This is a genomic window from Paenibacillus favisporus (assembly GCF_040545415.1).
Lineage (GTDB): Bacteria > Bacillota > Bacilli > Paenibacillales > Paenibacillaceae > Paenibacillus_AQ > Paenibacillus_AQ favisporus.
Window position 1 is genome coordinate 460,300 of record NZ_JBEPLV010000002.1, and the last position, 24,195, is coordinate 484,494.

A 24,195-nucleotide genomic window follows, 5' to 3' on the forward strand; every position below is an offset into this window, starting at 1 on the left:
TATTTGTTTTATAAAGGTTAATACGGTCCGGTGTCCCAGCAAGGATTTGAATCCATGTTGGAGCAAAAACTCCACTTTGTGAGGAGGGTTAGCGGACGATCATCACCGGACAGTGCGCATGCTGGACGACGCTGTGGCTGACGCAGCCGATCAGCATTTCCGAGACAAGGCCCATGCCCCGGCTGCCCATCACGATCAGGTCGGCCGACTCTTCCTTGGCCGTCTGGCAGATGACCTTGGCCGGATCGCCGGTTTTGCTGACCGTGCGGAAGGCGACTCCCGTGCGGCTCGCTTCTTCGGTGGCCGGGGCGAGTATTTTTTCGCCTTCCTGGCGGATGTGCTCCTCCAGATCTACGCCCACCGGCGGTTCATTGATGGAAACGGTCGGGTTGACGTGCAGGACCACGAGCTCGGGAGCGGTATTCAGGCTCTGCACAAGCGATACAGCGGAATCCAGCGCATGCCGGGCATGCTGGGATCCGTCGACGGGTACGAGAATACGTGAGTACATATAAGAACCTCCTTAATGGCCTTCTGCCCGGTCAACATGGGCAAGCTTGCGGCGGGATACGAGCAGGGCGACGACGCCGAGGAAGACCATGACGGCACCAAAGTAGAACGGCGTCTCCGCATGGTACCACTCGGACAGCTTGCCGGCGAGCCATGGAGAAACGGCACCGCCGAGGAAGCGGACGAAGCTGTATGCCGCGGAAGCGACGGAGCGCTCCACCGGAGCGGCCTGCATGACGGCTGTGGTGATCAGCGTGTTGTTGATGCCCAGGAAGATCCCGGCCACGATGACGCAGACGATAACGGTTTGTGGCGAGTGATTATACGTACCGATGCCCATAATGAGCAGCACGATCGTAAACAGCGTAAGCACCGCTGCAATGGACGACACGACGCTGAAGCGCTTCTGCAGCTTCGGAGCGACGAATACCGACGTAAAGGCAAGCAGAATGCCCCAGCCGAAGAAGACATAACCCAGGCCGTGCTCATCCAGGTCCATGACGTACGGCGAGTACGCCATCAGGGTGAAGAAGCCGAAGTTATACAGGAATGCTGTAATTCCAAGGATCAGCAGCGCCGGATAAGACAGCGCCTTGAACGGGTCGGCCAGCGTGCTGGCTTTTTTCGGCTTGGGCACGTTCGGAAGCATAAACGTAACGAAAATAAATCCGATGGCCATCAGCACGGCCACGCCGAAGAACGGTCCGCGCCAGGAGATGGAGCCCAGCTCGCCGCCCAGCAGCGGTCCGACAGAAATCCCGAGACCGAGCGCGGCCTCATACAAAATGATCGCTTTGGCCGTGCCGGACGTGGACAGCCCGACGATCGCGGACAGTGCGGTGGCGATGAAGAGGGCGTTGCCGAGTCCCCAGCCGCCGCGGAAACCGACGATGCCGCCGATGGAGTTTGACAGACCGCCCAGCGCCGCGAAGATGACGATGAGCAGCATCCCGGTCAGCAGCGTCTTCTTGATGCCGATCCGGCTGGAAATGACGCCGGTAATCAGCATCGCTACGCCGGTTACCAGGTTGTAGCTCGTGAACAGGAGCGAAACCTGGCTCTTGGATGCGTGCAGCTGCTCGGCGATCGCCGGCAGAATCGGGTCAACCAGGCCGAGGCCCATAAAGGAGATGATACAGGCAAAAGCGATCGCCCATACCGCCTTCGGCTGGGACAACAGCCCTCCTTGGCGCTGTTCCAGCTCAAGGGGCTGCGAAGCATTGGTTTTCATAAGTAACATTACCTCCATTTTGATGAATCATGTATTTTCAAGTTTTCATGAATCTCCACAACAAAAAAACGTCTGTCGACGCCCTTGCATAGACACGTGCAGCGGCTTCAGCTTTCCTGGGAATCGGTTTCCTCGTCGAATTTGCGGATGAAATCATCCAGCCGCGTCTGCGTCTGTTCCAGCTCCTGCTGCATAAGGCGCATTTTTTCCACTTTGGTGCGCAGCATCTGAAGCTGTTCTTCCAGCATCTCGCTCATATGGGTCAATTGCTGCCTCCGATGAGCCCGGCTGGTCATGTCATGGTAGGTCTGGTGGTGCAGCTTGTAAGCGTCCGATACGGATAAGTACGAAACCAGCTCCTGCAGGCTGAAACCGAGAATTTCTTTGGCATTGACGATCTTCTTCAAGTACTCGATGTCCTCGCGGGTATAGAGGCGGGTGCCTCCTTCGCTCCGTTCAGGGGTCGGAAAAACGCCGATCTCTTCGTAGTAGCGGATCGTTCTCTTCGTCAAGCCGCACTCTCGGGCGACATCGTCGATTTTATATTCATCCATTTCCTTCCTCCCACAAAGATTCCCGGGTAACATTACCCATTGTAATCCTGACTAACGTTAACGTCAACGTTAAATTTATGAAACAGAAAATATATTTCTTACGTCCTATTTATTGTGGAATGCGGTTGTCGGCTTAGTATGCCCGGCATCCTCCGTTTATGTGCGGAATCCGGCCGTGATGGGGTGAAGGGCTTTTTCGTTGAACATTTCCTTATGTTTCACGGTCGAAAGGCAATGGCTGTGCGTCGCGGAGTGCTCAGAGGGTGAGGGGGGAGAAGAGGGGCTAGTGCTTTATAGCGGGCATCTGGGGAACAGTGCAGGGAGAAGGGCGAGCCGACCGTGTTGAGCGATGCCTGATTGTCTGTAGAAATACTAAAAAAAGCTGTCCCATACCGCGCAGCGGTTGAGGGACAGCTTTTTAAATTAAGGCTGATAAGTTGGCTATTCGGCGGACGTTATGCGCGAACGACGCGAACTTGGTCTGCTTCCAGCTCGACACGAATCTCCTTAACGTCTTCGTCGTCCAGCAGCAAATCGGTGATGCCGTCTTCCACATGCTGCGAAATAACGCGGCGGAGCGGACGGGCGCCAAAGGCTGGATCGTAACCGAGTTCGGCAAGCTTGCGTTTCGCTTCGCCGGTCACGTCGAGGGAGATGCCGCGCTCCGACAGGGTGGCCGTTACTTCGCTGAGCATATTGTCAACGATCGTTACGAGGTCTTCTTCCTTCAGCGAGGCAAACGGTACGATGCCGTCGAAGCGGTTCAGGAATTCAGGCCGGAAATAGCTGCCGAGCGAATCAAGAATCGAGCGGGTCTGCTCGGATTTGGCGGTGAAACCAACCATGATTTTCTTATCGGCGGCCGTGCCGGCGTTAGAAGTCATAATGATCACCGTATCTTTGAAGCTTACCGTACGCCCTTGGCTGTCAGTCAGACGGCCGTCGTCCAGCACCTGCAGGAACATATGCTGGACGTCCGGATGCGCCTTCTCGATCTCATCGAGCAGGATAATGCTGTACGGGTTGCGGCGTACGCGTTCCGTCAGCTGGCCTGCTTCTTCATGACCGACGTATCCTGGTGGCGAACCGATCAGCTTGGAGACGGAGTGCCGCTCCATGTATTCGCTCATGTCGAGGCGAATCATCGAATCGGTGCTGCCGAACAGTTCTTCGGCCAGCGCCTTGGACAGTTCGGTCTTGCCGACACCGGTCGGACCGACGAACAGGAAGGACGCAATCGGCTTGGAGTCGCTGCGCAGTCCGGCGCGTCCGCGGCGAACGGCTTTGGCGACCTTGTCGACGGCTTCGCCCTGGCCGATGACGCGGCTTGCGAGGCGGGCGGCCAGATTTTTCATCTTGCCGCGCTCATCCGCCTGCAGCTTGCCGACCGGGATGCCGGTTTTACGCTCGATGATGTTCTGGATATCCTCGACAGTTACTTCGAGGACCTCTCCGGCAGCGGCATCCCCGTTCAGACGTTGCTGCAGCTCGGCTTCCTCGTCGCGCAGCTTGGCGGCGAGCTCGTAATTTTCATCGCGGGCGGCTGCGTCTTTCTCGGTTGTAATCTGTTCCAGACGGGCGCGGATCTCGTCCGCACTGCCGACCGGAGCCCGCAGATTCAGCTTGGCGCCCGATTCGTCGAGCAGGTCGATCGCTTTATCAGGCAGGAAGCGGTCCTGGATATAGCGGCTGGACAGACGCACGCACGCTTCAAGCGTTTCGTCCGGATAGTGTACGCCGTGGAACTGCTCGTATTTCGGACGCAGCCCTTTCAAAATTTCGATCGTTTCCTCGGCGGTCGGCTCGTCGACCGTCACCGGCTGGAAGCGGCGCTCCAGCGCAGCGTCTTTCTCGATCTGACGGTATTCCTTAAGCGTCGTGGCGCCGATGACCTGCAGCTCGCCCCGCGCCAGCACCGGCTTCAGGATGTTGCCGGCGTCCATAGAGCCCTCCGCGGAGCCCGCGCCGACCAGCAGATGGATCTCGTCGATGAACAGCAGAACATTTTTACGCTGCTCCAGCTCGGCGATCAGCTGTTTGACTTTTTCTTCGAATTGCCCGCGAATGCCGGTTCCCGCTACGAGGGAGGCGACGTCGAGCGAATAGACTTCTTTGCTCCGCAGCTTCGCTGGTACGCTGCCCTCCGTAATGCGCAGCGCCAGCCCTTCGGCGATGGCCGTCTTGCCGACGCCCGGTTCGCCGATCAGCACCGGATTGTTTTTGTTCCGGCGGTTCAAAATTTCGATGACGCGGTCGATCTCCTCGTCGCGGCCGATGACGTTGTCGATCTTGCCGCCGCGCGCCGCGTCGTTCAGATTGCGTCCGAGCTGATCCAGCAGCCCGCCGCCGCGCCGTCCGCCTTCTTGAGCAGCTGCTCTGGGAGGCTGCTGCGCCGCGCCGGATACCGGCTGGCCGGATTGCATGAAGCCGCGGAACAAATCTTCCAGCGGAGAAGAATAGCTGCCGGAAGGACCAAAGCCGGCCGCAAACGGCACGCCGCCGTTTACTTTGGCATAGCAATCTTCGCAAAGAAACAATTTCTCGGATTTATGGTTGACAGTGAGGCTCAGACCTACGGTTGCCTGGTTATGATTACAATGTTGACAGCGCATGAAGGCATGCCCCTTTCGTTAGTTAATGGATTAATCAATTTTTGAATACTTCATCTGGATGTCCTCTAATCAGGAAAACAGCTGCCCGCGCCTTACGGGAGCAGGCCGCCGGAATAAAGGGATAAAAGTCAGAACTTCCGTCAGGACAAAGACGGCTGCACCGAAAGTCAAACTCCTAAAGAGGTTGTTCATGCAGTACAAGTTTGATCTTTTGATCTGACTTTGACTTTCTTTGACCTTATTATACCTCACTTGGAACACATGTCAACAGGTTTTCAGTTATTTTTCGTAAGTATATAGAAAAAGGTTTGAGAGAAGGAACGGTTCGGCCTTTCGGCTTGCTTGAGGCGAAAAAAAACGGCTGGAAGGCAAAGAAAAACGTCTATCGATGTACATAACTTTTTTGCGATATAACCGAGGCCCGGGTCTCCCGAAGCATGAAAAAAGCCCCGCCGTCCGGAATGTCTCCGTAAGAGCAGGGCGTACCTTGTATGATCAATGCGGTGAATAAGCCAAAAGTGTCATGATTCCTCGTCCTGTAATATGCAGTCGGCAAACAAAATGAATTTCGGGATGCGGAAAAATTGCTCCGCCCGGTCCTGAAAGCTGGCTGACGGCAGCGTCCCTTGGTGCAGCCATTTCCGGAACGTTCCGGGATGGATGTCCATCCATTCGCTGACGTCGCTGACGGACAGGTCGTGAACCATGCACAGCCCTGTTAGTATTTTGTTGCTGACAGGCGACCGGGTCAGCGTCCGGCGCATGAAGCGCGAAGAGGATGGCTGACAGATGATCGGGCTTGTGGATGTGACGGTATGATTAAACAGAATGTGATGCGGATAGCCCAGGTATTGGCATACCTTGTCCAAATTCTTTTTTCCCGGGATCCGTCCTTCATATACCCAGGCGCTCACGCTCCGGGAAGAAACCGAAATGTCTTCAGCCAGCTGCGACAGCTTGATATCGTTGGCCATCAGGACGGCCAGCAGCACGCGGTTGCGGATTTGGCAGCGGGATGGCTTGCGGAAGCGTTTGACGCGGATTCCTTTTCCTAAGTATTTGCGATTGATCAGAGACCACGCCTGAATGGAATGCGGTTCTTGTTGTTTAGGCATATTTCCTCCGATGATTTTTCTTAAAATTCTACAATAGTTTCGGCTACGTTTTCAATAGTGCTATCGCCTGTTTCTGCAAGGTCCCGGTTTTCAGCCGAATGACCCGGGAATTTACGGTATCCCGTTGTCAAGTGAATAATAGGAACTATTTTTTCACTTCAACCCCAAAATGCTTCCAATTCAGTCATCAAACTGTTACCGAATTGAAATTGAACTCGCCAGCCGGGAAGGGTACAATGCAAGGGTGCTAGATTACTAGATTCGCGTATCTACGACATCTTAGCCAAATCCGAGAGAAAAAGGTTGGTAGATTATGTTGAAAAAGAAGTTGCACTACTCGAAATGGCTCTTATCATTCCTGCTTGTTTTTAGCACTGTACTTTCGGCAGAAGGAGGGCTGGCTACGGCCGCAGGCAGCACGGCGTCCTCTGTCAAGGCTTCCGTCTTTGTCGCGGTCAATGACAAACTGATCACTTACGACCAGCCCCAGCCGCTTATACATAACGGTACACTGTTTGTACCCGTCGCCTCTACGGTTTCCCAAATGAATGCGTCGGCGAAGTACGCCGCAGGCAAGCTGACCATTTCGCGCGGAAAGCAGGCGCTTGTCCTGACGGTTCCCGGGAAGGACGCCATTCTGAAAAACGGAAGAACGCTCGTCTCCCTGCGGAAGCTGACCGACAAGTTCGGCTACCAAATTTCCTACAACGCCGCCCAGTCGCTGTACCGTGCGGTAAACAGCTCCGCCTCCTTGACGGACCATCAGCTGGCGCTGAAATACAGCACGTATATCAAGGAACATAAGAAGACGGCTGTCCAGAAGCCTTCCACGGGGAACGGCACGACGGCGCAGCAGGGCAGCAAAGTGATCTACATTACGTTCGACGACGGCCCGAATGCAGGTACGACCCGCCTGCTCGACGTGCTGGACCGCAATCAGGTGAAGGCGACCTTCTTTATGCTGGGAAATAACATCGCTTCGCATCCGTCCGCGGTCCGCAGGATCGTGAAGGAAGGGCATGGGGCCGGCCTGCACGGCATGAGCCACAAGAAGAATACTTTCTACGCATCACCTTCGTCTGCGCTGGGTGAGATGAACACCGATAACGACAAGCTGCACGCCGCTGCTGGCGTTTATACGAAAATGATCCGCCCGCCTTATGGAAGCAAGCCGTATTTTACTCAGAGCTACCGGGATTTGACGGCTTCTTACGGCTACCATCTGTGGGATTGGAACATTGATTCGGACGACTGGCGCTACAAGAGCAGTCCGCAGACGATTTATAACAACGTGCTGAGAGATGTGAAGGCCATGAAGAAGAGAGGGGTTACCCCGATCGTGCTCTTCCATGACCAGACGGCGACCACGTCGATTCTGGACAAGCTGATCAAAGCGCTGAAAGCCGAAGGTTACACGTTCAAGCCGCTGACCAACAGCACGCCGCCGGTCAACTTCTGGAACGACAAACGGTAAGACCAATCGCCCTGCAAATCTATGAAATAGGCCCGTGATGGAAGATATCCGGCTGCGCAGATTCCTCTCTCCTTTCATACTCATATAAGAGATGGTAGGAAAGGAGGGGCTGTGAGATGAATCATCTGGTTGTTAACGGCATCAGTGCGGCCGCCGGCGGAATTCTTACCGTCGTATTGGGAGGGTGGGATCAGCTGCTTACGGTGTTTCTGATCACCATACTCATCGACTATGCAACAGGGGTTCTGGCCTCCATCAAGGAAGGATCCGGCTTAGACAGCCAGGTCGGATTCTGGGGTCTTACCCGGAAAGCGCTGATGCTGCTCGTCATCGTCCTTGCGCACCAGATGGACGTGCTGATCGGCAGCGGGAGCGACGTCATCAAGACGGGGGCGATCTATTTTTACATGTCCAACGAACTCATATCGATTACCGAAAATTACGGACGGCTTGGCCTGCCCCTGCCGGATAAAATCCGCCAGCTCATCGCCGTTTTGCGAAATAAAGACAAAGGTAACGGTCCGGATCTGTGACGGTTCTTCATGTTTCCTTTCCCTGAGGGGGAGGATATGGTATATTTTTCTCAGTACACTTTTCGAATGGGACAAGGAGCATGATACATGATTAAGCATATCGTCTTCTTTAAATTAAAGGACAGATCACCGGAAAGTATTGAACGCACCGCCGCGGTCCTCCGCAATATGGAGGGGAAGATTCCGCAGCTCGTATCAATTGAGGTTGGGCTCGACGTCATCCATTCGGAACGTTCTTTTGATATCGCGCTGGTGACGGAGCTTGCATCGCTGGAAGATTTGCAGGCTTACCAGGTTCATCCTGAGCACCAGATCGTGATCCGCCACATCAACGAAGTGAAAGACGTATCCGTGAGTGTGGACTACGAATTCTAAAGAATAGGAAGAATGGGACATGAGCGATTTAGAATATCCAATGGAGACCTTATTCCTGCTCATCGTATTTATTGCGGCCTTGTTTGTCATGTTATTCTGGCTGAAGCGCCGCGGAAAACGGGACAAATAAATTTCCACATCATGGAGGTAAGGCCGTGTATTACGTGAACCAGGAACAAATTCAGCGGCGTCTGGAAGCGATTCCGGACATCGTGGAAGCATTAAAGCAGGTTGCCGGGAATTGGGATGGCGGGATTGTGTCCGGTTTCGTTCAGGAACGGGCGCTGCATTTGGCCGTCGAGGTCGTAACCGATGTCGGCAGCTATTTAATTGATGGATTTATTATGCGCGACGCAAGCAGCTACGAGGATATCGTAGAAATTACGCATGAGGAGCGCGTGTTTGACGATGAAGTGTTTGCCGTGCTGGCTGAGCTCGTCAGTCTCCGCAAACCGTTGGTGCAGGAATATTACGCATGGGACCGGAGAAGCCTGCACAAGCTGACCCCGGTCTTGCCGGACATTCTCGAACAGTTTTCCGTGCAGGTGCGTGATTATTTGAAGCAGGAGCTGGGTGCGTAATCCGGTTCTCCGCCGCAGCGGCATAGGTTGTTATTGGCCCGTCCATGGGAATGGACGGGTCTTTTTGTGTTTATGCAAATTTTTTTAAAAAATAGCGCCCATTTTGTGTCAAGACAACCCCGCCCTGCTTATAATACACCATCAACTAGGCATTAGCCCGGCTGGGCGAAGGGAGTGAAACATCATGGCGGAATGGGGCTATATACTCATCGCTTGCGGATTTATCATGTTCGCTGTTGTGGCAATGATCATTCTACATACGCTGAGGAGAGTACTGCTGCGGGCGGAATCCGTTCTGGGGAAGGCGGGAGCCGACATGACACAGCTGGCTGCAGAATCCAGGGAGCTGCTGACTCAGGCATCTTCAACACTGTCGCTTCTGCATGAGCGGGTGGAAGACATCGAACCGTTCAGTTCATCGCTGCGGCTGGCTGGCGAAACTTTAACCGGCACGCTGGAGCGGGTGGATTCGATTTCGAAGCTCGTCACCGATTCCGCCATGGAGCGCCTGGAGAAAGCCCACCGCGACAATGAGCTTCGGCTCGCGGAAGCGTTCCGGTGGCTGGATGTGGGGCTGTCGGTATGGCACTCCTGGAAGCAGGAGGCTTACCCGCCGGGAACGGTGCCATCAAGTGAAAAGGAGAGATGAGATATGAAGGAAAAGAATAAAAGCCTGCTGTGGGGCGCATTGGTCGGAAGTATTGTAGGGTCGGTAACCGCGCTGCTGCTTGCGCCGAAATCCGGGAAAGAACTGCGTCAGGATATTGCGGAGGGCGCACGCACGGTTGGCGGCAAAACCCAGGAATGGGCCGGCAAGGTGAAAGATACCGCAGGTAACGTCATTGCCGATATCCAATCCTGGCGCAAGTCCAAGGCTGACGGGGAAGAAGCCGGCGAACTGGCCCAGATCTCCTCTTTCTCGGAAGAAACCGCTGGCGAGCCGGATGAGTTCGAAGATTTCGATTTGACCGACGCCGAAGCGAAGCGGGACTAATTTGGAAGCAGGCATGGATTCAGGATCGTAAAGCGCAGGCCCACTCCTGGTGTCACCCGGGAGCAGGGCCTGTTTTTCCATATTTTCGGGTGCGATGCCACGGTTGTCCGAAAAAACGAAATGGGTTAAGATATGAGGTACGTTTTGTTGACGGTTTTCATATGGTAGCTACAGAGAGAAGAAAACGAGAAGGAAGCGGTGTGTTCGTGCAGCAGGCAATCGCAATTTTAGACTCGGGTGTGGGCGGGCTCACCGTGGCCAAGGAAGTCATGAGACAGCTCCCACGGGAAAAAATCATATATTTTGGAGACACCGCCCGCACCCCTTACGGACCCCGTTCGTCCGATGAAGTGAGAAAATTTACAGAGCAGATCGTCGATTTTCTGATCCAATTCAGTCCCAAGACGATCGTGATCGCCTGCAATACGGCGACAGCTGCGGCGCTGGACTATATTTCCGGAAAAGTGCCGATTCCGGTCATCGGGGTGATTCATCCCGGAGCCAGAGCCGCCATCAGCGCAACCAAAACCGGTCAGGTGGGTGTCATCGGGACCGTCGGTACGATTCGCAGCGGGGCCTATACCACCGCGCTGCAGCAGCTGTCGCCTTATGTCAAGGTGGTCAGCCAGGCTTGTCCGGATCTGGTGCCGCTCGTGGAGCAGGGCTTGTTCCGCTCAGAAGAAACAACGGCGATCGTGGAAAGGTCGCTCGCGGGAATCCGCCAATCCGACATCGATTGTCTGATTTTGGGATGCACGCATTATCCCTTTTTGAAGGATACGATCCAGGAAGTGATCGGCAGCAGCGTCAAGCTGATCAGCTCGGCGAACGAGACGGCCCGTGAAATCAGCACCATTCTGTATAATCAAGGGCAGCTCGCCAGCCGGGAGGAGAGCCCGGTCCATCAGTTTTTTTGCAGCGGCGACACCGAAATGTTTAAACGGATCGCAAAGCTGTGGCTGGGGGAGCAAATCCGGCGGACGCCGGTCGTATGGCAGGTCTCCAAATTTGATGAATAAGGATTTTGGATGGTCTCAAATCCGTAAGCCGCCTTCAAGGTGACTTACGGATTTTTTGGATATAAGAAAGTCGCGGCATTCCTATCGTGTGAAAACTCCGTTTAAATGAAGTCTGGCTTCCTTGAGGTTTGGCTTAGAGTGATCGTAGGAACATTTTACGTACATGCCCTTATCATCGATTTCAACAGGGCGATAGGGATCGTTTTTACCGCATGGGCCAAGCTCACGGGGGCATACAATGTTACGAATGGTGATGATGACTGCGGCCTAGTCCCGCGGAAAGGAACGATGCCATGCAGCAGTATACTGTGAAGAAAGGCGACACCCTGAGACGCATCGCCGCAAGCAGGGGGTTATCGGCGAGTCATATTATCAATGCCAACCCTTGGGCTTCCGACCAGCCCTATTTAATTCCGGGGCAGATTCTGTACCTTCCCTCTTCTCCGCGTAGAAGGTATGAGGTTCAGGCCGGCGATACGCTGGACCGCATCGCTGCGGCCTTTCAAACCCGGGAAGAGGCGATCATGGAGATGAATCCCGGCATCTCGCCGCATGTTCTTCCCGAAGGGCGCGTCCTGGTGCTTCCTCCGTCCGAACGGGCGGGTATCGTCCAGCTTCAGGGAGAATACGGTTACCGTCAGATGAAGGATGATATCCGGCAGTTGGAGGCGTTCTATCCTAAGATCGAAACCGGATCGATTGGAGAGAGCGTGCTCGGAAAACCGCTTCCGTATGTAAAAATCGGGGAAGGCGGCAAACATATACATGTGAACGCTTCCATCCACGCAAACGAATGGATTACGACGCCGTCCGTCATGCGTTTCATCGAGGAATACGTCTGCAGTCTGCAATGCGGGCAGCGCTGGAACGGCTATGATCCCGTGCAGTGGTACCAGCAGTGCACACTCTGGGTCGTCCCGATGGTCAATCCGGACGGCGTGGAGCTGGTTCAGGAAGGGATTCATCCCGGACATCCGTATTACAGGCAGCTGACGGAGTGGAACGGCTGCCGCCGCGACTTCCGGCATTGGAAGGCTAATATTCACGGCGTGGACCTGGGCGATCAGTTCCCGGCCCATTGGGAGGAAGAGGTGCAAAGGCGGGGCAAACGGTCTCCGTCCCCCCGGGATTACCCGGGTACAGCCCCGTTGACGGAGCCGGAAGCGGCGGCGCTGGCGGCCTTTACGCTGGAAACGTCGCCCGATGCGGCCGTATCTCTGCACAGCCAGGGGCAGGAGATTTACTGGAATTACCGCAACTATGAGCCCAAGGAGAGCCGGGAATGGTCCCGCCGCCTGGGCCAGGTCAGCGGCTATCGTCCCGTGAAGCTGGAAGGCAGCGACGCCGGCTATAAAGACTGGTTTATCCAGCATTTCCGCCGTCCCGGCTTTACTGTCGAGGTCGGGTTGGGCAAAAACCCGCTTCCGCTTGAGGATTACGATCAAATCAGCCTGGACGTCGGTTTGATTCTTGCTGAACTCATGTCATTGTGAAAAAAATATTGAAACATTTTCTGCAAGATTACGTATGATATGATTAAGGGAGCGGACGCTGTGTTAGGTTTAAGTAGAGACCGGCGATCGTTTCCTTTTTTCGCGTAAGAGCTCGTCCGGGTCCGGATGGATCCGTACCACACATATACAAGAAGAGGAGGGAAAGGCATGAAATGGAGAAGACTGCTCTCGCTGCGGCGCTGGTCCCACATGTTCTCCCGGATTTGGCGCTACCTGGTGTCACCTCAAGTGGCCATTACGGACAAGCTGCTGTTTCTCGTTCCGGTGGTGCTGTATTGGGTGCTGCCCGACGTTATGCCGTTTATCCCGATTGACGATATAGGAGTCACGATGCTGATGACGGGATGGTTTGTCTCCCGGATGGATAAAAAATACCCCGGTCTGCTGGACGGCGGCGCGATTCATCCGCCCAAGGGTCCGGTGCGCTGAGGCTTCTTGCCATCCTATATCCGATACTGTACAATCAATAGTTACAAATAGAATGAACTCAAGAAATTTATGTTGGAGAGCTTGGATAACCTTACCTATAGGAGATGTAGCCGATGAAATGCAAAATTACCCGCAATGCGGCCAAGGTGCTTAAAAAAGAACTCGAGAAGGAAGAAAACCGCGATCTGAAGCTTCGCGTGCTCGTGACTCACGCCCATGGCGACCATGCGCACTACGGCCTGGATATGGACAAGCCCAAGGATTCGGATGAAATCGTCAGCACTGATAAGGAAATTGATGTGCTTCTGGACAAGAATGAGCCGCTTCTTGACGGTGTCAAAATCGACTATTTGTATTTTCCGCAGGAAGGCTTTGTGATCACCAATCCATCCCAAGGCAATCACGGCGATCACTAAGGCGCTCAATTTCGAACCTGCGTGCAGGAACCTGGTGGAAAATGGTGGATTCCCGGATTGCTGCATAGTTCCGCTCCTTCCATACCATTCTAAGGACGGGTAGGAACTTTGTAGTGAAGGGAGAGCAACTGTTTATGACAACACGTTACGATTCCAGTCTGCAATCACAAAATTCGGTATCCCAGGCTCAAAACGCGGTGGAGAAGCTCCACAACGCGGTTTCCTCGGCTCTGTCCCATCCGACCGGGCAAATGATCGAGCAGGCGCACAACCGTCTGGCTCATACGGAACAAGCCGTACGTCAAGCTGGCCTGGCGGAGAACCGTCAAGCCGTCGAATTGGCTGAAGAAATGCTGGCCGAGGAAAAGAGCCGTTTGGCGTCACTGACGTCCGAAGAAGGGAAATCGAATTCGTAGGTTCCTGTCTGAACCCGTGAAGCGCACTGCGCTTTGCGGGTTTTTTGCATGTCATCATTCTGGATTCGGGTCAAATCCATACAGCGGGAGTGCCGACTATATTGAAAGGGCTTTTTTGGGGCCCGTCCCTGATTATGTTATAATGAGGATTGTCTTCTTTAGTCTCCTCATTATTTCATAAGGAAGGTTGTGAGAGTATGAAGCACATTACCGATTGCACCATCCTGAATAACGGAGTTACGATGCCATGGCTTGGACTGGGTACTTACAAAGCCCAAGGGGACGATGTGTATAAGGCGGTAAAGCTGGCGCTGGAGATCGGCTACCGGAGCATCGACACCGCAAAAGTTTATGGCAACGAGGAAGAAGTAGGCCGCGCGATTGCCGAGAGCGGCATTCCGAGAGGCGAGCTTTTCGTCACGACCAAAGTGTGGAACGACGACCAGGGTTATGATTCCACACTCCGGGCCTTCGAAGGCAGCCAGAAGCGGCTAGGCCTCGAGGTCATCGATTTGTACCTGATTCATTGGCCTGGCAAAGACAAATTCAAAGATACGTGGAAAGCGATGGAGCGCCTGTATGAGGAAGGACAAATCCGGGCCATCGGCGTCAGCAACTTCCACGTTCACCATCTAAAGGACCTGCTGCAGGACAGCAGGACGGTTCCTGCCGTGAACCAGGTGGAGCTGCACCCGCGGCTGATCCAGCAGGAGCTGCAGGATTTCTGCGGCGCACAGGGAATCCAGCTCGAAGCGTGGAGCCCGCTGATGCAGGGCAAGCTTACCGACGATTCGACCCTGGCGGGCATCGCCCAGAAATACGGCAAAACGCCGGCCCAGGTTATCCTCCGCTGGAACCTCCAGAACAAGATCGTCACGATTCCGAAGTCGGTTACACCTTCCCGGATACGCGAGAATGCGGACATCTTTGATTTCGAGCTGTCGTCCGACGAAATCAAGAAGATCGACAGCCTTAATCAGAACCGCCGCGTCGGCAGCGATCCGGACAAGCTTTTGTTCTAGCATTCTCTTCGATATAAGCAGCAAAAACCCGGACTCCTTAAGGAGTTCCGGGTTTTTCATTTTGATTGAGCTTAGGGATCAGGTCATACTGCAAGGTTTCATCGGAGGTGTACAGCTCCTTTTTCGCCCGGTCGTAGCCGGCACGGCAAGTGCTGACATCAACCGTTTTGCCGGTCTCCAGACTATAGCAGCTGCCATCCTCGAACATGCCGCTTTGGGAGGGAATGTAGAAGCGTTTGCCGTCTGTATAAGCTCCGCTGCGCAGGACCACGAACCGGTCTTGGCCGTCAAACAGGTCATTTCCCATCATGTACTGGGACTTGGCGGAAATGCCCAGCAGGTGCAGGAGTGATGGCGCCATGTCCAGCTGTCCGGCAGGTTTGTCATACACCCCTGCGCCCTCCCCGTCCGGCAGATGCACGAGGAGCGGCACCTCGTTCATGATCTGCTCCATGTCCAAATCGGTCAGGCTTTTGCCCAGAAACTTCTCATAGACGGCTCTGTCCTTCACCGAATTGTCATGATCCCCGTAGATATACAGGATGGTATGATCCCAAAGGCCGTCCTGCTTCAGCCGTTCCACCAACTGACCGAGCGCTGCGTCCACATAGTGGATCGCCTGCAGGTAATCTCCGAAGACGGTTCCGTCGAACTCGCCGACATTCAGCTCCTGCACGTCGTCCGGCAGCGAGAACGGATGGTGGGAGGAGAGTGTAATCAGAAACGAGTAGAACGGCTGCGGAAGCCGCTCAATTTGATCCATGGACTGCTTGAAAAAGGATTTGTCCCCGAGCGACCAGCCGAGAGGCTCGTCGATATCGTAATCCTTTTTGCTGAAAAACCGGTCGTAGCCCAAGGTTTCGTACATCGCATTCCGGTTCCAGAAGCTGCCGTCATAAGCATGGAACGCATTTGGCGTGTAGCCGTGCTCCTTCAGGATCGCCGGGAGCGAGTTGAACTGATGGTTTGCGTAGCGGATGAATACCGAGCCGTACGGAACCGGATGCAGGGAAGTCTGGGACGAGAAATCCGCATCGGAGGTTCTGCCCTGGCCGGTTTGATGATAATAATGGCTGAAGTACATGCTTTCCTTCATGAGCCGGTTGAAGTTCGGCGTGATTTCCTGTCCGCCGATCTGCTTGCCGATCATGAAATTCATGAACGCCTCGGTCTGGATGACTATGACGTTGCTGCCCTTGTATTTGCCGAACATGGCGTCGTTCTCCGAACGCGTTGTATCTTTATGATCAAACCATTCCTGCACATTGTCGACTTCGCCCGAAGCGAGCACGGGCTTTGGACCCAAATGCTCTTTACCGAAGCGGTATGCGTCGTATACATGAAAACCGAGCAGCCCGGTTACGTTATAAAGCGAAAGGTTCCACCAATTTCCGGTAAAAAGGCCGACAGCGTAGTAATCGATGTAGAACTTGAGCGGCGCAAACGTTACGACGCAGCCGATCACCAGGGCGGCGATCCCGGATGAGAAGCGGCGGGCGAATCCGGCCTTCCGGGATGGTGATTTTCCGATAGTAAAATTCAGTGCCCCCCGTGCCGGACTTCGCCATCCTGACGGCTTCCATATCGCGATGACGGCCAGCAGCAGCCAATCCGCGGCAAACCATAGATCGCTCCAATGAAGCAGTGTCATAATGCTGTCCCCGAGGGAGTCCACCTGACTTGCCTGCATCATCACCGTAAAGGTGACCAGATCCTGAAAATATCGGTAGTACACCAAGTCCGTGTACATCAGCGCCGTAAGCAATAGGTTAACGACGATAAGCGCGATCCGCTGCCCGCGCCGGGGAAGCCATAAGGTCCAGAACGATATGAGGATCAGGGATCCGAGGCCGATAAAAAAGTCCAGCGGGTTGAAATCGATTTTGCTGATATGAAGTTTAAAATGGAAAAGAAGCAGCTTATATATCATGAACAGCAAAAATAGGCTGTATGTGAAGTAACGGGAGCGGATGAACCGCCCGAAGCCGCCATTTGAAGCGTGACTGGACATGCTGTATGAGTAGTTCAAATTGGACAACCTCCTGCTATAGCGTTGTAAATACGTCATGATAAGAAATACCCCAAAACCATATAGGAGCTGTCCAAAGTGGACAGCTCCTGACAAAGCGGCAGCGTTTGTTACGAACGGCGGGGCGGAAGAGGCCCCAGGAATTGATAATATTGGCACTCGATGCGGCCGTTGAACAGCTTCCGCCGCTTGTCGGCCTTCCGGCCGAAGTAATGCTCGAACTGTTTGGTCGGGCTTAAGGCAAAGAAGGACCACGTCGGCAGCTGATTGGCCGTATGCCCCAGCGTGCGGACAAGCTTCTCGACTTCGGTCTTCTCGCTGAGCCGCTCCCCGTACGGCGGGTTGGTAATCAAGCAGCCGTATTCCCCTTGCGGATGGGCTTTGGAGGCAGGGAGCACCTGAAAATCGATCTCGCCAGCGAGGCCTGCACTCTTGGCGGCTGCTTTGGCGACTTCGATCGCCTTCGGATCGATATCACTGCCGGTCAGCTGGAGCGGCTGATCGTCCTGCACCGCATCGAACGCTTCCTCGCGCGCCTCGCTCCACAGCTCCTCGGGAATGGCCGGCCAGTGCTCCGAAGGGAAGGAACGGCGCAGACCCGGCGCAATGTTCCAGCCGAGGAGGGCCGCTTCGATCAGGATCGTGCCGGAGCCGCAGCATGGATCATACAGCGGCCGCGACGGATTCCAGCGGCTTATCTGCAGCAAAGCGGCGGCCATTGTCTCCTTCAGCGGGGCTTCGGTAACCAGCTTGCGGTATCCCCGCTTGTGCAGGGCCGGACCGGTCGTATCCAGCGTCAGCAGCGCCACGTCCTTGAGCAAATTGACTTCGATGACATAACGCGGACCGTTCTCCTGGAACCAATCGGTATGATAGCTTTGCTTCAGCTTTTCAACGATCGCTTTTTTGACGATGCCCTGACAGGCGGGCACGCTGCTGAGCTGGGAGTGGTGGGAACGGCCTTCCACGGGGAACTCCCCGTTCGCCGGAATCCAGTCCTGCCAGGGCAGCGCTTTAGTCCCTTCAAACAATTCGTCAAACGTTTTGGCGGGGAACTCCCCCATTTTGACGAGGATGCGGTCGGACGTCCGGAGCCACAGGTTGCAGCGGCAAATATCTTTGTAATCTCCGGTAAAATTGACCCTTCCGTTCTCGACTTGAACGTCGTTATAACCTAATTCCTTCAACTCGCGCGCGACGATGGCTTCAAGGCCCATCGGGGCGGTTGCAATCAACTGCAGCTCTGGCATGGTGCGTGTTCAACTCCATTATTCTTGTAGATCACCGTAAAAATTCATACAATGATGGTAGATCCTGCAGCAGTGTTCGAGTGCGGATCTTTGTTCATCCTCACATTATAGGATAATGTAAAGTCAATCACAAACATTTGTGTTCATTACGTAAAAATTGCCGGGTCCGGTAGGAAAAAGGGGAAGTAGGAAAGTGAATCCAGAACAATATGCAGACCATTTTATCGAAAATGACGAGGTCCTGAATCGGGTCAAGCAGGTGACCGCCGAGAAAGGTATGCCCGAAATCGCCATCGCGCCGGGCTACGGACGGCTGCTGACGCTGCTGGTCAAGGCGACGGGAGCGGCCCGTGTCCTGGAGATCGGGGCGCTGGGCGGATACAGCGGCATTTGTCTCGCCCGGGGGCTTGCACCGGAAGGAACGCTTACCTCGCTCGAACTGAAGCAGGAATTCGCGGACGTTGCGCGGGCCAATGTGACTGAAGCCGGGTTCGGCGGCAAGGTGGAATACCGGGTCGGACCGGCTCTGGAGAGCCTGGCACAGTTGAAGGCGGAGGGGCAGAGGTTCGACTTCTTCTTTATCGATGCGGATAAGGAGAACTATCCGAATTACCTGGAGTACGCGATCGAACTGGCCAATCCGGGCGCGCTGATTGCGGGCGACAACACCTTTCTGCGGGGGCGGACCCTCAACCCCGACAAAAACGGCCCTTCGGTGCAGGCGATCCGCCGCTTTAACGAAGCGATGGCGACCGACGACCGGTTGATCGGAACCATTCTCCCTGCTTATGACGGGCTGGCGGTGGCCATGGTCAAGTAAAACAGCAAACGAAAGCCCGATCCGGATGCAGTCCAGGATCGGGCTTTTTTTTGGAATGAAATAAAGATGGTGAGTGCAATGATTTCCTGAATGACAGCTTATTCGATTTCCGTGACCCCGTAGGTCGTGAACCACGACTTGACCGTTTCAAAGTCGCTGCTGAAGGACAGGCAGAGCATCAGCAGGATGCGGGCCTGCTGCGGACTCAAGTTGTCCCCGGAAATGATGCCCTTTCCGCCGCCGTAGACGCTGCCGGAACCGGTCCGGGTCGTGGTGACGAAGACCACGCCCTGCTCGACCGCCTTGCTGCGCGCCTTGCTCATCGCGGATGAAATGCCTCCGGCTCCGGTGCCTGCGGTAACGATGCCTTTGGCTCCGGCAGCGGTAAACCCTTCGATGGCTTCGCCGCCCGCGTCTTGATAGGAATAGGCGATTTCGGTTTTCGCCAGATCGGACTTTTTGATTTTGGCGAGGTCGAAGACCGGCTTACCTTTGCCCGGCCCAAGAAGGGCCCGCTCCGGAGCCCGGTAGATGCGGATTGTCGTTTCATCGATATATCCGACGGCCCCGAGCATCGGCGTCTCAAAAGTGTCGACGCGGTAATCGTTCGTTTTCGTGACGCCGCGGGCGAGGTTGATCGTGTCATTCAGCATGAGGACGGTGCCGAACGAGGCGGTCCGGCCGCTTGCCGACAGCTTGATGGCGTTATAAAGGTTCGCTTTGGCGTCGGAGCCGACGACCGTCCACGGCCGCATGGAACCCGTAATGACGACCGGCTTATCGCTTTGAACGGTCAGATCCAGGAAGTAGGCGATTTCCTCCATCGTGTCGGTGCCGGAAGTGACGACGACACCGTCGTAGGATTTGAGCGCTTCGTCCACGGCCCGGGACAGGTCGTACAGATCGGCCATCGAATAGGCGGAGGAGCCCGAGTTGCCGAATTGGAGCGTTTCGACGTCGGCGATTTTTTGCTTGTCCGGGAGCTCGCTCACCATTTGCGCGATAGGAATGCTGCCCGCCTTGTAATTTTGGAAGCTGGTCTGGTCGACGGACTGCCCGGCGATGGTGCCGCCTGTGGCGATCACCAGGACGTTAGGCAGCTTGGAGGCCTTGTCGGCATCGGTGATCGGCGGGATGGCCGTGTTGCGAACCGGGGTGGTTGTGCCGGTTGTCGTTGTGGTTGCAGGTGTGGTTGTCGTTACAGCGGGACTTGTCGTTGCGGTTGCCGCCGCTGTCACCGAGCTGCTTGTTACCGCTGCCGCGTCGGCGAATACGCTGCCTGCCGGTGCGGCGAAGAGGGACAGTGCCGTCAGCGCAGATGCATGAATCAGGGACCACTTGCCGAATTTTCTTTTCTCCATCAATCGATCAGCTCCTCATGTGTATGTAATGGTTATGTAATGAAATCTAAGATGATCATATATGGTGTTAGGTTATATGACAAATTAAAAAGATCGGCGTGTAAGCGTTTATTATCGAAGAAAATGCTAGATAATAGCCCTTTTTGTTGGTGATTTGATACATTTCATAAAATAATCGGAGCATGATTTACGTTGGGAAATGGAGTGGGAATGGTTCAGTGGATATTATTTTGTGTTAGATTACATTACATATATTCAAATTGGGGCTTTAGTTAGGGGAAACGGAATATATAAGAAGGAGTTTGTCATTTATCATGGGAGGTTACTTTCCGGATTAGGCCTTCAGAACGTTTTTCGATGGGGGCTTGTTCCTTGCGGTCATACGGCAAGAAAAAAAGACGGCCGCAGGGTCACTTGTGTGACTCTGAAGCCGTCTTTTTCCCGCCAACGGCGGCAGTTCAGCGGTACTGCGGCGTGTTGCTGCGCTTGTACAGCTTCAGCCGCACCCAGACCATATTCAGCAGCAGCAGGCTGCCGGAAATGATGAACAGCCCTTCAATGCCGATAAATCCCGACAGAAATCCGCCGACGAGCGCGCCCAGCATATTGCCGAGTGCGAGCGTGCTTGTGTTGAAGCCGAATGCCCGGCTTTCCATGCCTCCCGGCGTGTAAGAGCGGATGAGGGCATTGACGCTGGGCAGCAGGCCGCCCATGAAGATGCCCATCAGGAAGCGGACGACGATCAGCTGCCATACGCTCTGCACGAACGCCTGCGGGATCAGGCACAGTCCTGCGCCGATCAGAGCGTAGGTCAGAATGCGGTGGGCGCCGACCTTGTCGCTGAAGCGCCCGAGGATCGGAGAGGTGATCATATTGGACAATCCCGTCACGGCGCTGACGACGCCTGCCCAGAAGGCAATGTCAACCGAGGAGCGGTGCAGCTTCTCCACGTACAGCGGCAGGAGCGACATGGGGCTCATCATCGCAAACTGCAGCAGAAACGTTACCGCGAACAGCGCAGGAAGCTGCGGGATGCGGGCCAGCTCCTTGAAGCCTTCGAGCACCGACACCTGCGGCGCATGGGCGGCCTTTTCCCGGTTGAAGTTTTCCTTGACCAGGAACAGCGCCAGCAGGGAAGCGGCGAAGATGAGCATGCCGATAATGTAAAAGATCGGGCGGAAGCCGATCAGGTCGGCCAAGCCGCCGCCGATCAGCGGTCCGAGAATCGTTCCGGCCACCGAGCCCGACTGCATGATCCCCATTGCAAAGCCCATCCGTTCCTTCGGGGTCGTGCTCGAAACGAGCGAGATGGATGCCGGGTTGAAGCCGGAGATGGTGCCGTTCAGCAGGCGCAGCAGCAGCAGCTCCCACGGATTCCGGGCAAAGCCCATCAGCACGATGACGATGGCCATCCCGAAGCCGGAGCGCAGCAGCATGATTTTCCGGCCGTACCGGTCCGACAGCTTGCCCCATAATGGCTGAAAAATAAATGAGGTCATGAAGTTGGCCGCAAAAATAAAGCCCGCCCAGAGGCCGATTTCATGCTCGCCCTGCACCCCGAGATCTTTAGCCAGATACAGGGACAGGAACGGCGTGATCATCGTCATCCCCGAGTTGACCAGAAATTGGCCGAACCAAAGCACAATGAGGTTGACCTTCCACGGTTTCAATGTGCTTTCACTTCCTTTCTAAGTTGACTGATATAAATGATTGAAAAAAACACAGTTTTACCAGTATAGCACATTTCCTGAATGTCTTATGTTAAAGATGTCATACGATTGTCATCAGATGTCAGGGTACGGCGGTTGTTACTTACTTTTAAAAAGGGCATAATAGGAAGCAGAGAATTTTATAGATATGGAGGCCTATTCGTGACCTATAACGATACGTTGATCCGCGCCAGCTACAAGCAGGAAGTCAGCCATGTTCCTGTTTGGTATATGAGACAGGCGGGTCGCTATGATCCGGAATACCGCAAGATCAAAGAGAAATATTCGCTCCTGGAAATTTGCCGTCAGCCCGAGCTCGCTGCCGAAATAACGATGATGCCCGTACGCAAGCTTGGCGTGGACGCGGCCATTCTGTATTCGGATATCATGAATCCGGTCGCATCCCTGGGAGTCGATTTTGATATCGTGAAAAATGTCGGGCCTGTGATCGACAATCCGATCCGGACCGCGGCCGATGTGGAGCGCCTGCGTCCGATCGACATAGACAAGGATCTCAGCCACATCATGGAGACGATCCGCATCCTGGACAAAGAGCTGGACGTTCCGCTGATTACGTTTGCCGGAGCTCCGTTTACGATTGCCAGCTATCTGATCGAAGGGCGTCCTTCGAAAAGCTATATTCTCACCAAGACGATGATGTACAGCCAGCCCGAAGTTTGGCATCAGCTGATGAACAAACTGGGCGACATGGTCATAACCTATGTGCGAGCACATATCAAGAACGGCGGCAAGGCGTTCCAGCTGTTTGACAGCTGGGTGGGGGCGCTGGCGCCGCAGGATTTCGAGAAATTCGTACTACCTACCATTACCCGTATCTTTGCCGAACTTTCAGATTTACATGTACCGAAAATCTATTTCCCTGGCGTCAGCTCAGGCGAGCTGCTGCCGACGCTGAAGGAGCTGCAGGCGAACGTGATCGGGCTCGACTGGAGAGTGTCGATTGCCGAGGGACGGAAGCGGATCGGCGGCAAATTCGCCGTTCAGGGCAACCTGGACCCTTATGTGCTGACCGCGCCGATGGACGTCATCAAGCGGTACGCCAAAGAGATTATCGATCAAGGCGTTCAGGAGCCGGGGTATATTTTCAACCTGGGCCACGGCTTGTTCCCCGAAGCTTCGCTGGATAAGCTGAAGGAATTGACGGAATATATTCATGAATATTCGGCAACCCTTCTCCGCTAGGAGACCGTTTCTTAATGGAAGAATCGATATATAAAGAAGAGGTGAGCGTTTCGTGAAAAATAAAGTAGGCGTACTGGTGATGTCCTATGGCACACCGGAGAGCATGGAAGGCATTGAGGCGTATTACACGCATATCCGCAGGGGGCATGCCCCTTCGCCGGAGCAGCTCAAAGAGCTGGCCGACCGCTATGAGGCGATCGTGGGCGGCGTATTCCCGCTTCGTGAGAACACGAACCGGCAGGTGGCGAGCCTGCAGGAGACCCTGAACCGGGACAGCCGCCACCCCGAGGTAGAATTCGTCTGCTATCAAGGCTTGAAGCATGCTTCCCCGTTCATTGAGGACGGCGTGGAGGCGATGGCCAAAGACGGCATCAGCAAAGCGGTCGGGATCGTACTGGCGCCGCACTACTCGACTATGAGCGTCGGAAGCTATATGAAGCGGGCCAAAGCGAAAGCTGACGAGGTCGGGGTTGAGATGACCTTTGTGCAGAGCTACCATATGCATCCGCAGCTGATCGAGGCTTTTACCCGCCGTGTGAACGAAAAGCTGGCTTTGTTCGAGGAAGCCGGTGCGGACCGCAGCAAAGTGCGCGTCCTCTTCAGTGCGCACAGCCTGCCTGAGAAAATTTTGGAGCTGGGTGATCCGTATCCGGAGCAGCTTCTGGAAACATCCCGCGCGGTGGCGGAAAAGGCCGATATCACTTCCTGGCAGTTTGCCTGGCAGAGTGCGGGCCGTACCGCCGAGCCATGGCTCGGACCGGACATTCTGGACACGCTCCGCAACTTGAGCAAAGAGGAAGTCGAGGACGTGCTGGTCGCTCCGATCGGTTTCGTGTCCGACCATCTCGAAGTGCTGTACGATCTGGACATCGAAGCCCAGCAGGTAGCGAAGGAGCTGGATCTGCGTCTGATGCGCATCGATTCTCTGAACAGCGATCCGCTCTATATGCAGACGCTGTCCGACGCGGTGATCGGGCAGTGGGAAATGGCCCAGGCGGAGTAAAACTCTCGAATACGACTGCGTCTCT

At 54.8% G+C, this 24,195-nt stretch carries 24 protein-coding genes; 15 read left to right on the forward strand and 9 right to left on the reverse strand.

All coding sequences use genetic code 11. The features are described from left to right. Window positions 1-88: 88 nt before the first annotated feature. The 5 genes from ABID47_RS10195 to ABID47_RS10215 form a co-directional block, all read right to left on the reverse strand. Complete coding sequence (locus ABID47_RS10195) at window positions 89-511, reverse strand: universal stress protein (protein ID WP_354496374.1); 423 nt, start codon at window positions 509-511, stop codon at window positions 89-91. A 12-nt stretch (window positions 512-523) separates the two neighbouring features. Next, window positions 524-1,741, reverse strand: coding sequence for an MFS transporter (locus ABID47_RS10200; RefSeq protein ID WP_089546024.1), 1,218 nt, complete (start codon window positions 1,739-1,741; stop codon window positions 524-526). Between the two features lie 107 nt (window positions 1,742-1,848). After that, the gene (locus ABID47_RS10205) at window positions 1,849-2,295 is read right to left on the reverse strand and encodes a MerR family transcriptional regulator (protein WP_076170277.1); all 447 of its coding nucleotides are present in this window, start codon (window positions 2,293-2,295) and stop codon (window positions 1,849-1,851) included. Between the two features lie 455 nt (window positions 2,296-2,750). Next, window positions 2,751-4,907 carry an ATP-dependent Clp protease ATP-binding subunit gene (locus ABID47_RS10210; RefSeq protein ID WP_354496377.1) on the reverse strand — a complete coding sequence of 719 codons (2,157 nt, stop codon included), beginning with the start codon at window positions 4,905-4,907 and terminating at the stop codon, window positions 2,751-2,753. 521 nt (window positions 4,908-5,428) lie between these two features. Beyond that, window positions 5,429-6,022, reverse strand: a complete 594-nt coding sequence (locus tag ABID47_RS10215) for a helix-turn-helix domain-containing protein (RefSeq protein ID WP_076170275.1) — start codon at window positions 6,020-6,022, stop codon at window positions 5,429-5,431. Between the two features lie 313 nt (window positions 6,023-6,335). Between ABID47_RS10215 and ABID47_RS10220 the strand changes: the two genes are divergently transcribed. The 12 genes from ABID47_RS10220 (at window position 6,336) to ABID47_RS10275 (ending at window position 14,795) form a co-directional block, all read left to right on the forward strand. Then, entirely contained in the window at window positions 6,336-7,496 is a 1,161-nt protein-coding gene (locus ABID47_RS10220; protein WP_354496379.1) for a polysaccharide deacetylase, read from the forward strand. Window positions 7,497-7,612: 116 nt separating this feature from the next. Then, window positions 7,613-8,029: a phage holin family protein gene (locus ABID47_RS10225; RefSeq protein WP_076170273.1), complete on the forward strand. Its 417-nt coding sequence runs from the start codon at window positions 7,613-7,615 to the stop codon at window positions 8,027-8,029. An 87-nt stretch (window positions 8,030-8,116) separates the two neighbouring features. After that, window positions 8,117-8,404 carry a Dabb family protein gene (locus tag ABID47_RS10230; protein WP_076170272.1) on the forward strand — a complete coding sequence of 96 codons (288 nt, stop codon included), beginning with the start codon at window positions 8,117-8,119 and terminating at the stop codon, window positions 8,402-8,404. Between the two features lie 155 nt (window positions 8,405-8,559). Continuing rightward, window positions 8,560-8,985, forward strand: a complete 426-nt coding sequence (locus ABID47_RS10235) for a DUF86 domain-containing protein (RefSeq protein WP_354496382.1) — start codon at window positions 8,560-8,562, stop codon at window positions 8,983-8,985. Between the two features lie 184 nt (window positions 8,986-9,169). Continuing rightward, window positions 9,170-9,634, forward strand: a complete 465-nt coding sequence (locus ABID47_RS10240) for a hypothetical protein (RefSeq protein ID WP_354496384.1) — start codon at window positions 9,170-9,172, stop codon at window positions 9,632-9,634. A gap of 3 nt (window positions 9,635-9,637) precedes the next feature. Continuing rightward, the gene (locus ABID47_RS10245) at window positions 9,638-9,979 is read left to right on the forward strand and encodes a YtxH domain-containing protein (RefSeq protein ID WP_145135734.1); all 342 of its coding nucleotides are present in this window, start codon (window positions 9,638-9,640) and stop codon (window positions 9,977-9,979) included. Window positions 9,980-10,185: 206 nt separating this feature from the next. After that, window positions 10,186-10,998 carry a glutamate racemase gene (racE, locus tag ABID47_RS10250; protein ID WP_354496386.1) on the forward strand — a complete coding sequence of 271 codons (813 nt, stop codon included), beginning with the start codon at window positions 10,186-10,188 and terminating at the stop codon, window positions 10,996-10,998. Between the two features lie 293 nt (window positions 10,999-11,291). Then, window positions 11,292-12,491, forward strand: coding sequence for a M14 family zinc carboxypeptidase (locus ABID47_RS10255; RefSeq protein WP_354496388.1), 1,200 nt, complete (start codon window positions 11,292-11,294; stop codon window positions 12,489-12,491). Between the two features lie 168 nt (window positions 12,492-12,659). Beyond that, a complete protein-coding gene (locus ABID47_RS10260; RefSeq protein WP_354496390.1) occupies window positions 12,660-12,941 on the forward strand; it encodes a hypothetical protein in 282 nt (93 codons plus the stop codon). 113 nt (window positions 12,942-13,054) lie between these two features. Next, window positions 13,055-13,357, forward strand: coding sequence for an iron-sulfur cluster assembly accessory protein (locus ABID47_RS10265; RefSeq protein ID WP_076170266.1), 303 nt, complete (start codon window positions 13,055-13,057; stop codon window positions 13,355-13,357). 134 nt (window positions 13,358-13,491) lie between these two features. Further along, window positions 13,492-13,773: a hypothetical protein gene (locus ABID47_RS10270; protein ID WP_076170265.1), complete on the forward strand. Its 282-nt coding sequence runs from the start codon at window positions 13,492-13,494 to the stop codon at window positions 13,771-13,773. A 197-nt stretch (window positions 13,774-13,970) separates the two neighbouring features. Continuing rightward, the gene (locus ABID47_RS10275) at window positions 13,971-14,795 is read left to right on the forward strand and encodes an aldo/keto reductase (RefSeq protein ID WP_354496393.1); all 825 of its coding nucleotides are present in this window, start codon (window positions 13,971-13,973) and stop codon (window positions 14,793-14,795) included. 37 nt (window positions 14,796-14,832) lie between these two features. On the opposite strand, the gene ABID47_RS10280 is transcribed toward ABID47_RS10275, so the two are convergent. Further along, window positions 14,833-16,806, reverse strand: a complete 1,974-nt coding sequence (locus ABID47_RS10280) for an LTA synthase family protein (RefSeq protein WP_354497281.1) — start codon at window positions 16,804-16,806, stop codon at window positions 14,833-14,835. A gap of 128 nt (window positions 16,807-16,934) precedes the next feature. Next, window positions 16,935-18,074 carry a THUMP domain-containing class I SAM-dependent RNA methyltransferase gene (locus ABID47_RS10285; RefSeq protein ID WP_354496395.1) on the reverse strand — a complete coding sequence of 380 codons (1,140 nt, stop codon included), beginning with the start codon at window positions 18,072-18,074 and terminating at the stop codon, window positions 16,935-16,937. 193 nt (window positions 18,075-18,267) lie between these two features. Here ABID47_RS10285 and ABID47_RS10290 point away from each other — a divergent pair, with 193 nt between their 5' ends. Next, entirely contained in the window at window positions 18,268-18,894 is a 627-nt protein-coding gene (locus tag ABID47_RS10290; RefSeq protein WP_435530603.1) for an O-methyltransferase, read from the forward strand. A gap of 98 nt (window positions 18,895-18,992) precedes the next feature. Here the strand turns inward: ABID47_RS10290 and ABID47_RS10295 are convergent, their stop codons facing one another. Next, window positions 18,993-20,255, reverse strand: coding sequence for an asparaginase (locus ABID47_RS10295; protein ID WP_354496397.1), 1,263 nt, complete (start codon window positions 20,253-20,255; stop codon window positions 18,993-18,995). Window positions 20,256-20,713: 458 nt separating this feature from the next. Then, window positions 20,714-21,925 (reverse strand): MFS transporter, encoded by a 1,212-nt coding sequence (locus ABID47_RS10300; RefSeq protein WP_105441588.1) that lies wholly within the window; start codon window positions 21,923-21,925, stop codon window positions 20,714-20,716. A 201-nt stretch (window positions 21,926-22,126) separates the two neighbouring features. Between ABID47_RS10300 and hemE the strand changes: the two genes are divergently transcribed. Together hemE and hemH are read left to right on the forward strand one after the other, a co-directional pair. Continuing rightward, the gene (gene hemE, locus ABID47_RS10305) at window positions 22,127-23,167 is read left to right on the forward strand and encodes a uroporphyrinogen decarboxylase (protein WP_354496399.1); all 1,041 of its coding nucleotides are present in this window, start codon (window positions 22,127-22,129) and stop codon (window positions 23,165-23,167) included. A gap of 52 nt (window positions 23,168-23,219) precedes the next feature. Continuing rightward, on the forward strand, window positions 23,220-24,170 hold the full coding sequence (hemH, locus tag ABID47_RS10310; protein ID WP_105441586.1) for a ferrochelatase: 951 nt from the start codon (window positions 23,220-23,222) through the stop codon (window positions 24,168-24,170). Window positions 24,171-24,195 lie beyond the last annotated feature (25 nt).

What these genes read in the sequence shown, in the direction of transcription:
- ABID47_RS10275 (WP_354496393.1), top strand. Translation starts at nt 13,971, where the DNA reads ATGAAGCACATTACCGATTGCACCATCCTGAATAACGGAGTTACGATG.
- ABID47_RS10225 (WP_076170273.1), top strand. Translation starts at nt 7,613, where the DNA reads ATGAATCATCTGGTTGTTAACGGCATCAGTGCGGCCGCCGGCGGAATT.
- ABID47_RS10245 (WP_145135734.1), top strand. Translation starts at nt 9,638, where the DNA reads ATGAAGGAAAAGAATAAAAGCCTGCTGTGGGGCGCATTGGTCGGAAGT.
- ABID47_RS10255 (WP_354496388.1), top strand. Translation starts at nt 11,292, where the DNA reads ATGCAGCAGTATACTGTGAAGAAAGGCGACACCCTGAGACGCATCGCC.
- ABID47_RS10265 (WP_076170266.1), top strand. Translation starts at nt 13,055, where the DNA reads ATGAAATGCAAAATTACCCGCAATGCGGCCAAGGTGCTTAAAAAAGAA.
- ABID47_RS10215 (WP_076170275.1), bottom strand. Translation starts at nt 6,022, where the DNA reads ATGCCTAAACAACAAGAACCGCATTCCATTCAGGCGTGGTCTCTGATC.
- ABID47_RS10205 (WP_076170277.1), bottom strand. Translation starts at nt 2,295, where the DNA reads ATGGATGAATATAAAATCGACGATGTCGCCCGAGAGTGCGGCTTGACG.
- ABID47_RS10240 (WP_354496384.1), top strand. Translation starts at nt 9,170, where the DNA reads ATGGCGGAATGGGGCTATATACTCATCGCTTGCGGATTTATCATGTTC.
- ABID47_RS10230 (WP_076170272.1), top strand. Translation starts at nt 8,117, where the DNA reads ATGATTAAGCATATCGTCTTCTTTAAATTAAAGGACAGATCACCGGAA.
- ABID47_RS10260 (WP_354496390.1), top strand. Translation starts at nt 12,660, where the DNA reads ATGAAATGGAGAAGACTGCTCTCGCTGCGGCGCTGGTCCCACATGTTC.
- ABID47_RS10210 (WP_354496377.1), bottom strand. Translation starts at nt 4,907, where the DNA reads ATGCGCTGTCAACATTGTAATCATAACCAGGCAACCGTAGGTCTGAGC.
- ABID47_RS10220 (WP_354496379.1), top strand. Translation starts at nt 6,336, where the DNA reads ATGTTGAAAAAGAAGTTGCACTACTCGAAATGGCTCTTATCATTCCTG.
- ABID47_RS10280 (WP_354497281.1), bottom strand. Translation starts at nt 16,806, where the DNA reads ATGTCCAGTCACGCTTCAAATGGCGGCTTCGGGCGGTTCATCCGCTCC.
- ABID47_RS10270 (WP_076170265.1), top strand. Translation starts at nt 13,492, where the DNA reads ATGACAACACGTTACGATTCCAGTCTGCAATCACAAAATTCGGTATCC.
- ABID47_RS10295 (WP_354496397.1), bottom strand. Translation starts at nt 20,255, where the DNA reads ATGGAGAAAAGAAAATTCGGCAAGTGGTCCCTGATTCATGCATCTGCG.
- ABID47_RS10195 (WP_354496374.1), bottom strand. Translation starts at nt 511, where the DNA reads ATGTACTCACGTATTCTCGTACCCGTCGACGGATCCCAGCATGCCCGG.
- ABID47_RS10200 (WP_089546024.1), bottom strand. Translation starts at nt 1,741, where the DNA reads ATGAAAACCAATGCTTCGCAGCCCCTTGAGCTGGAACAGCGCCAAGGA.
- ABID47_RS10285 (WP_354496395.1), bottom strand. Translation starts at nt 18,074, where the DNA reads ATGCCAGAGCTGCAGTTGATTGCAACCGCCCCGATGGGCCTTGAAGCC.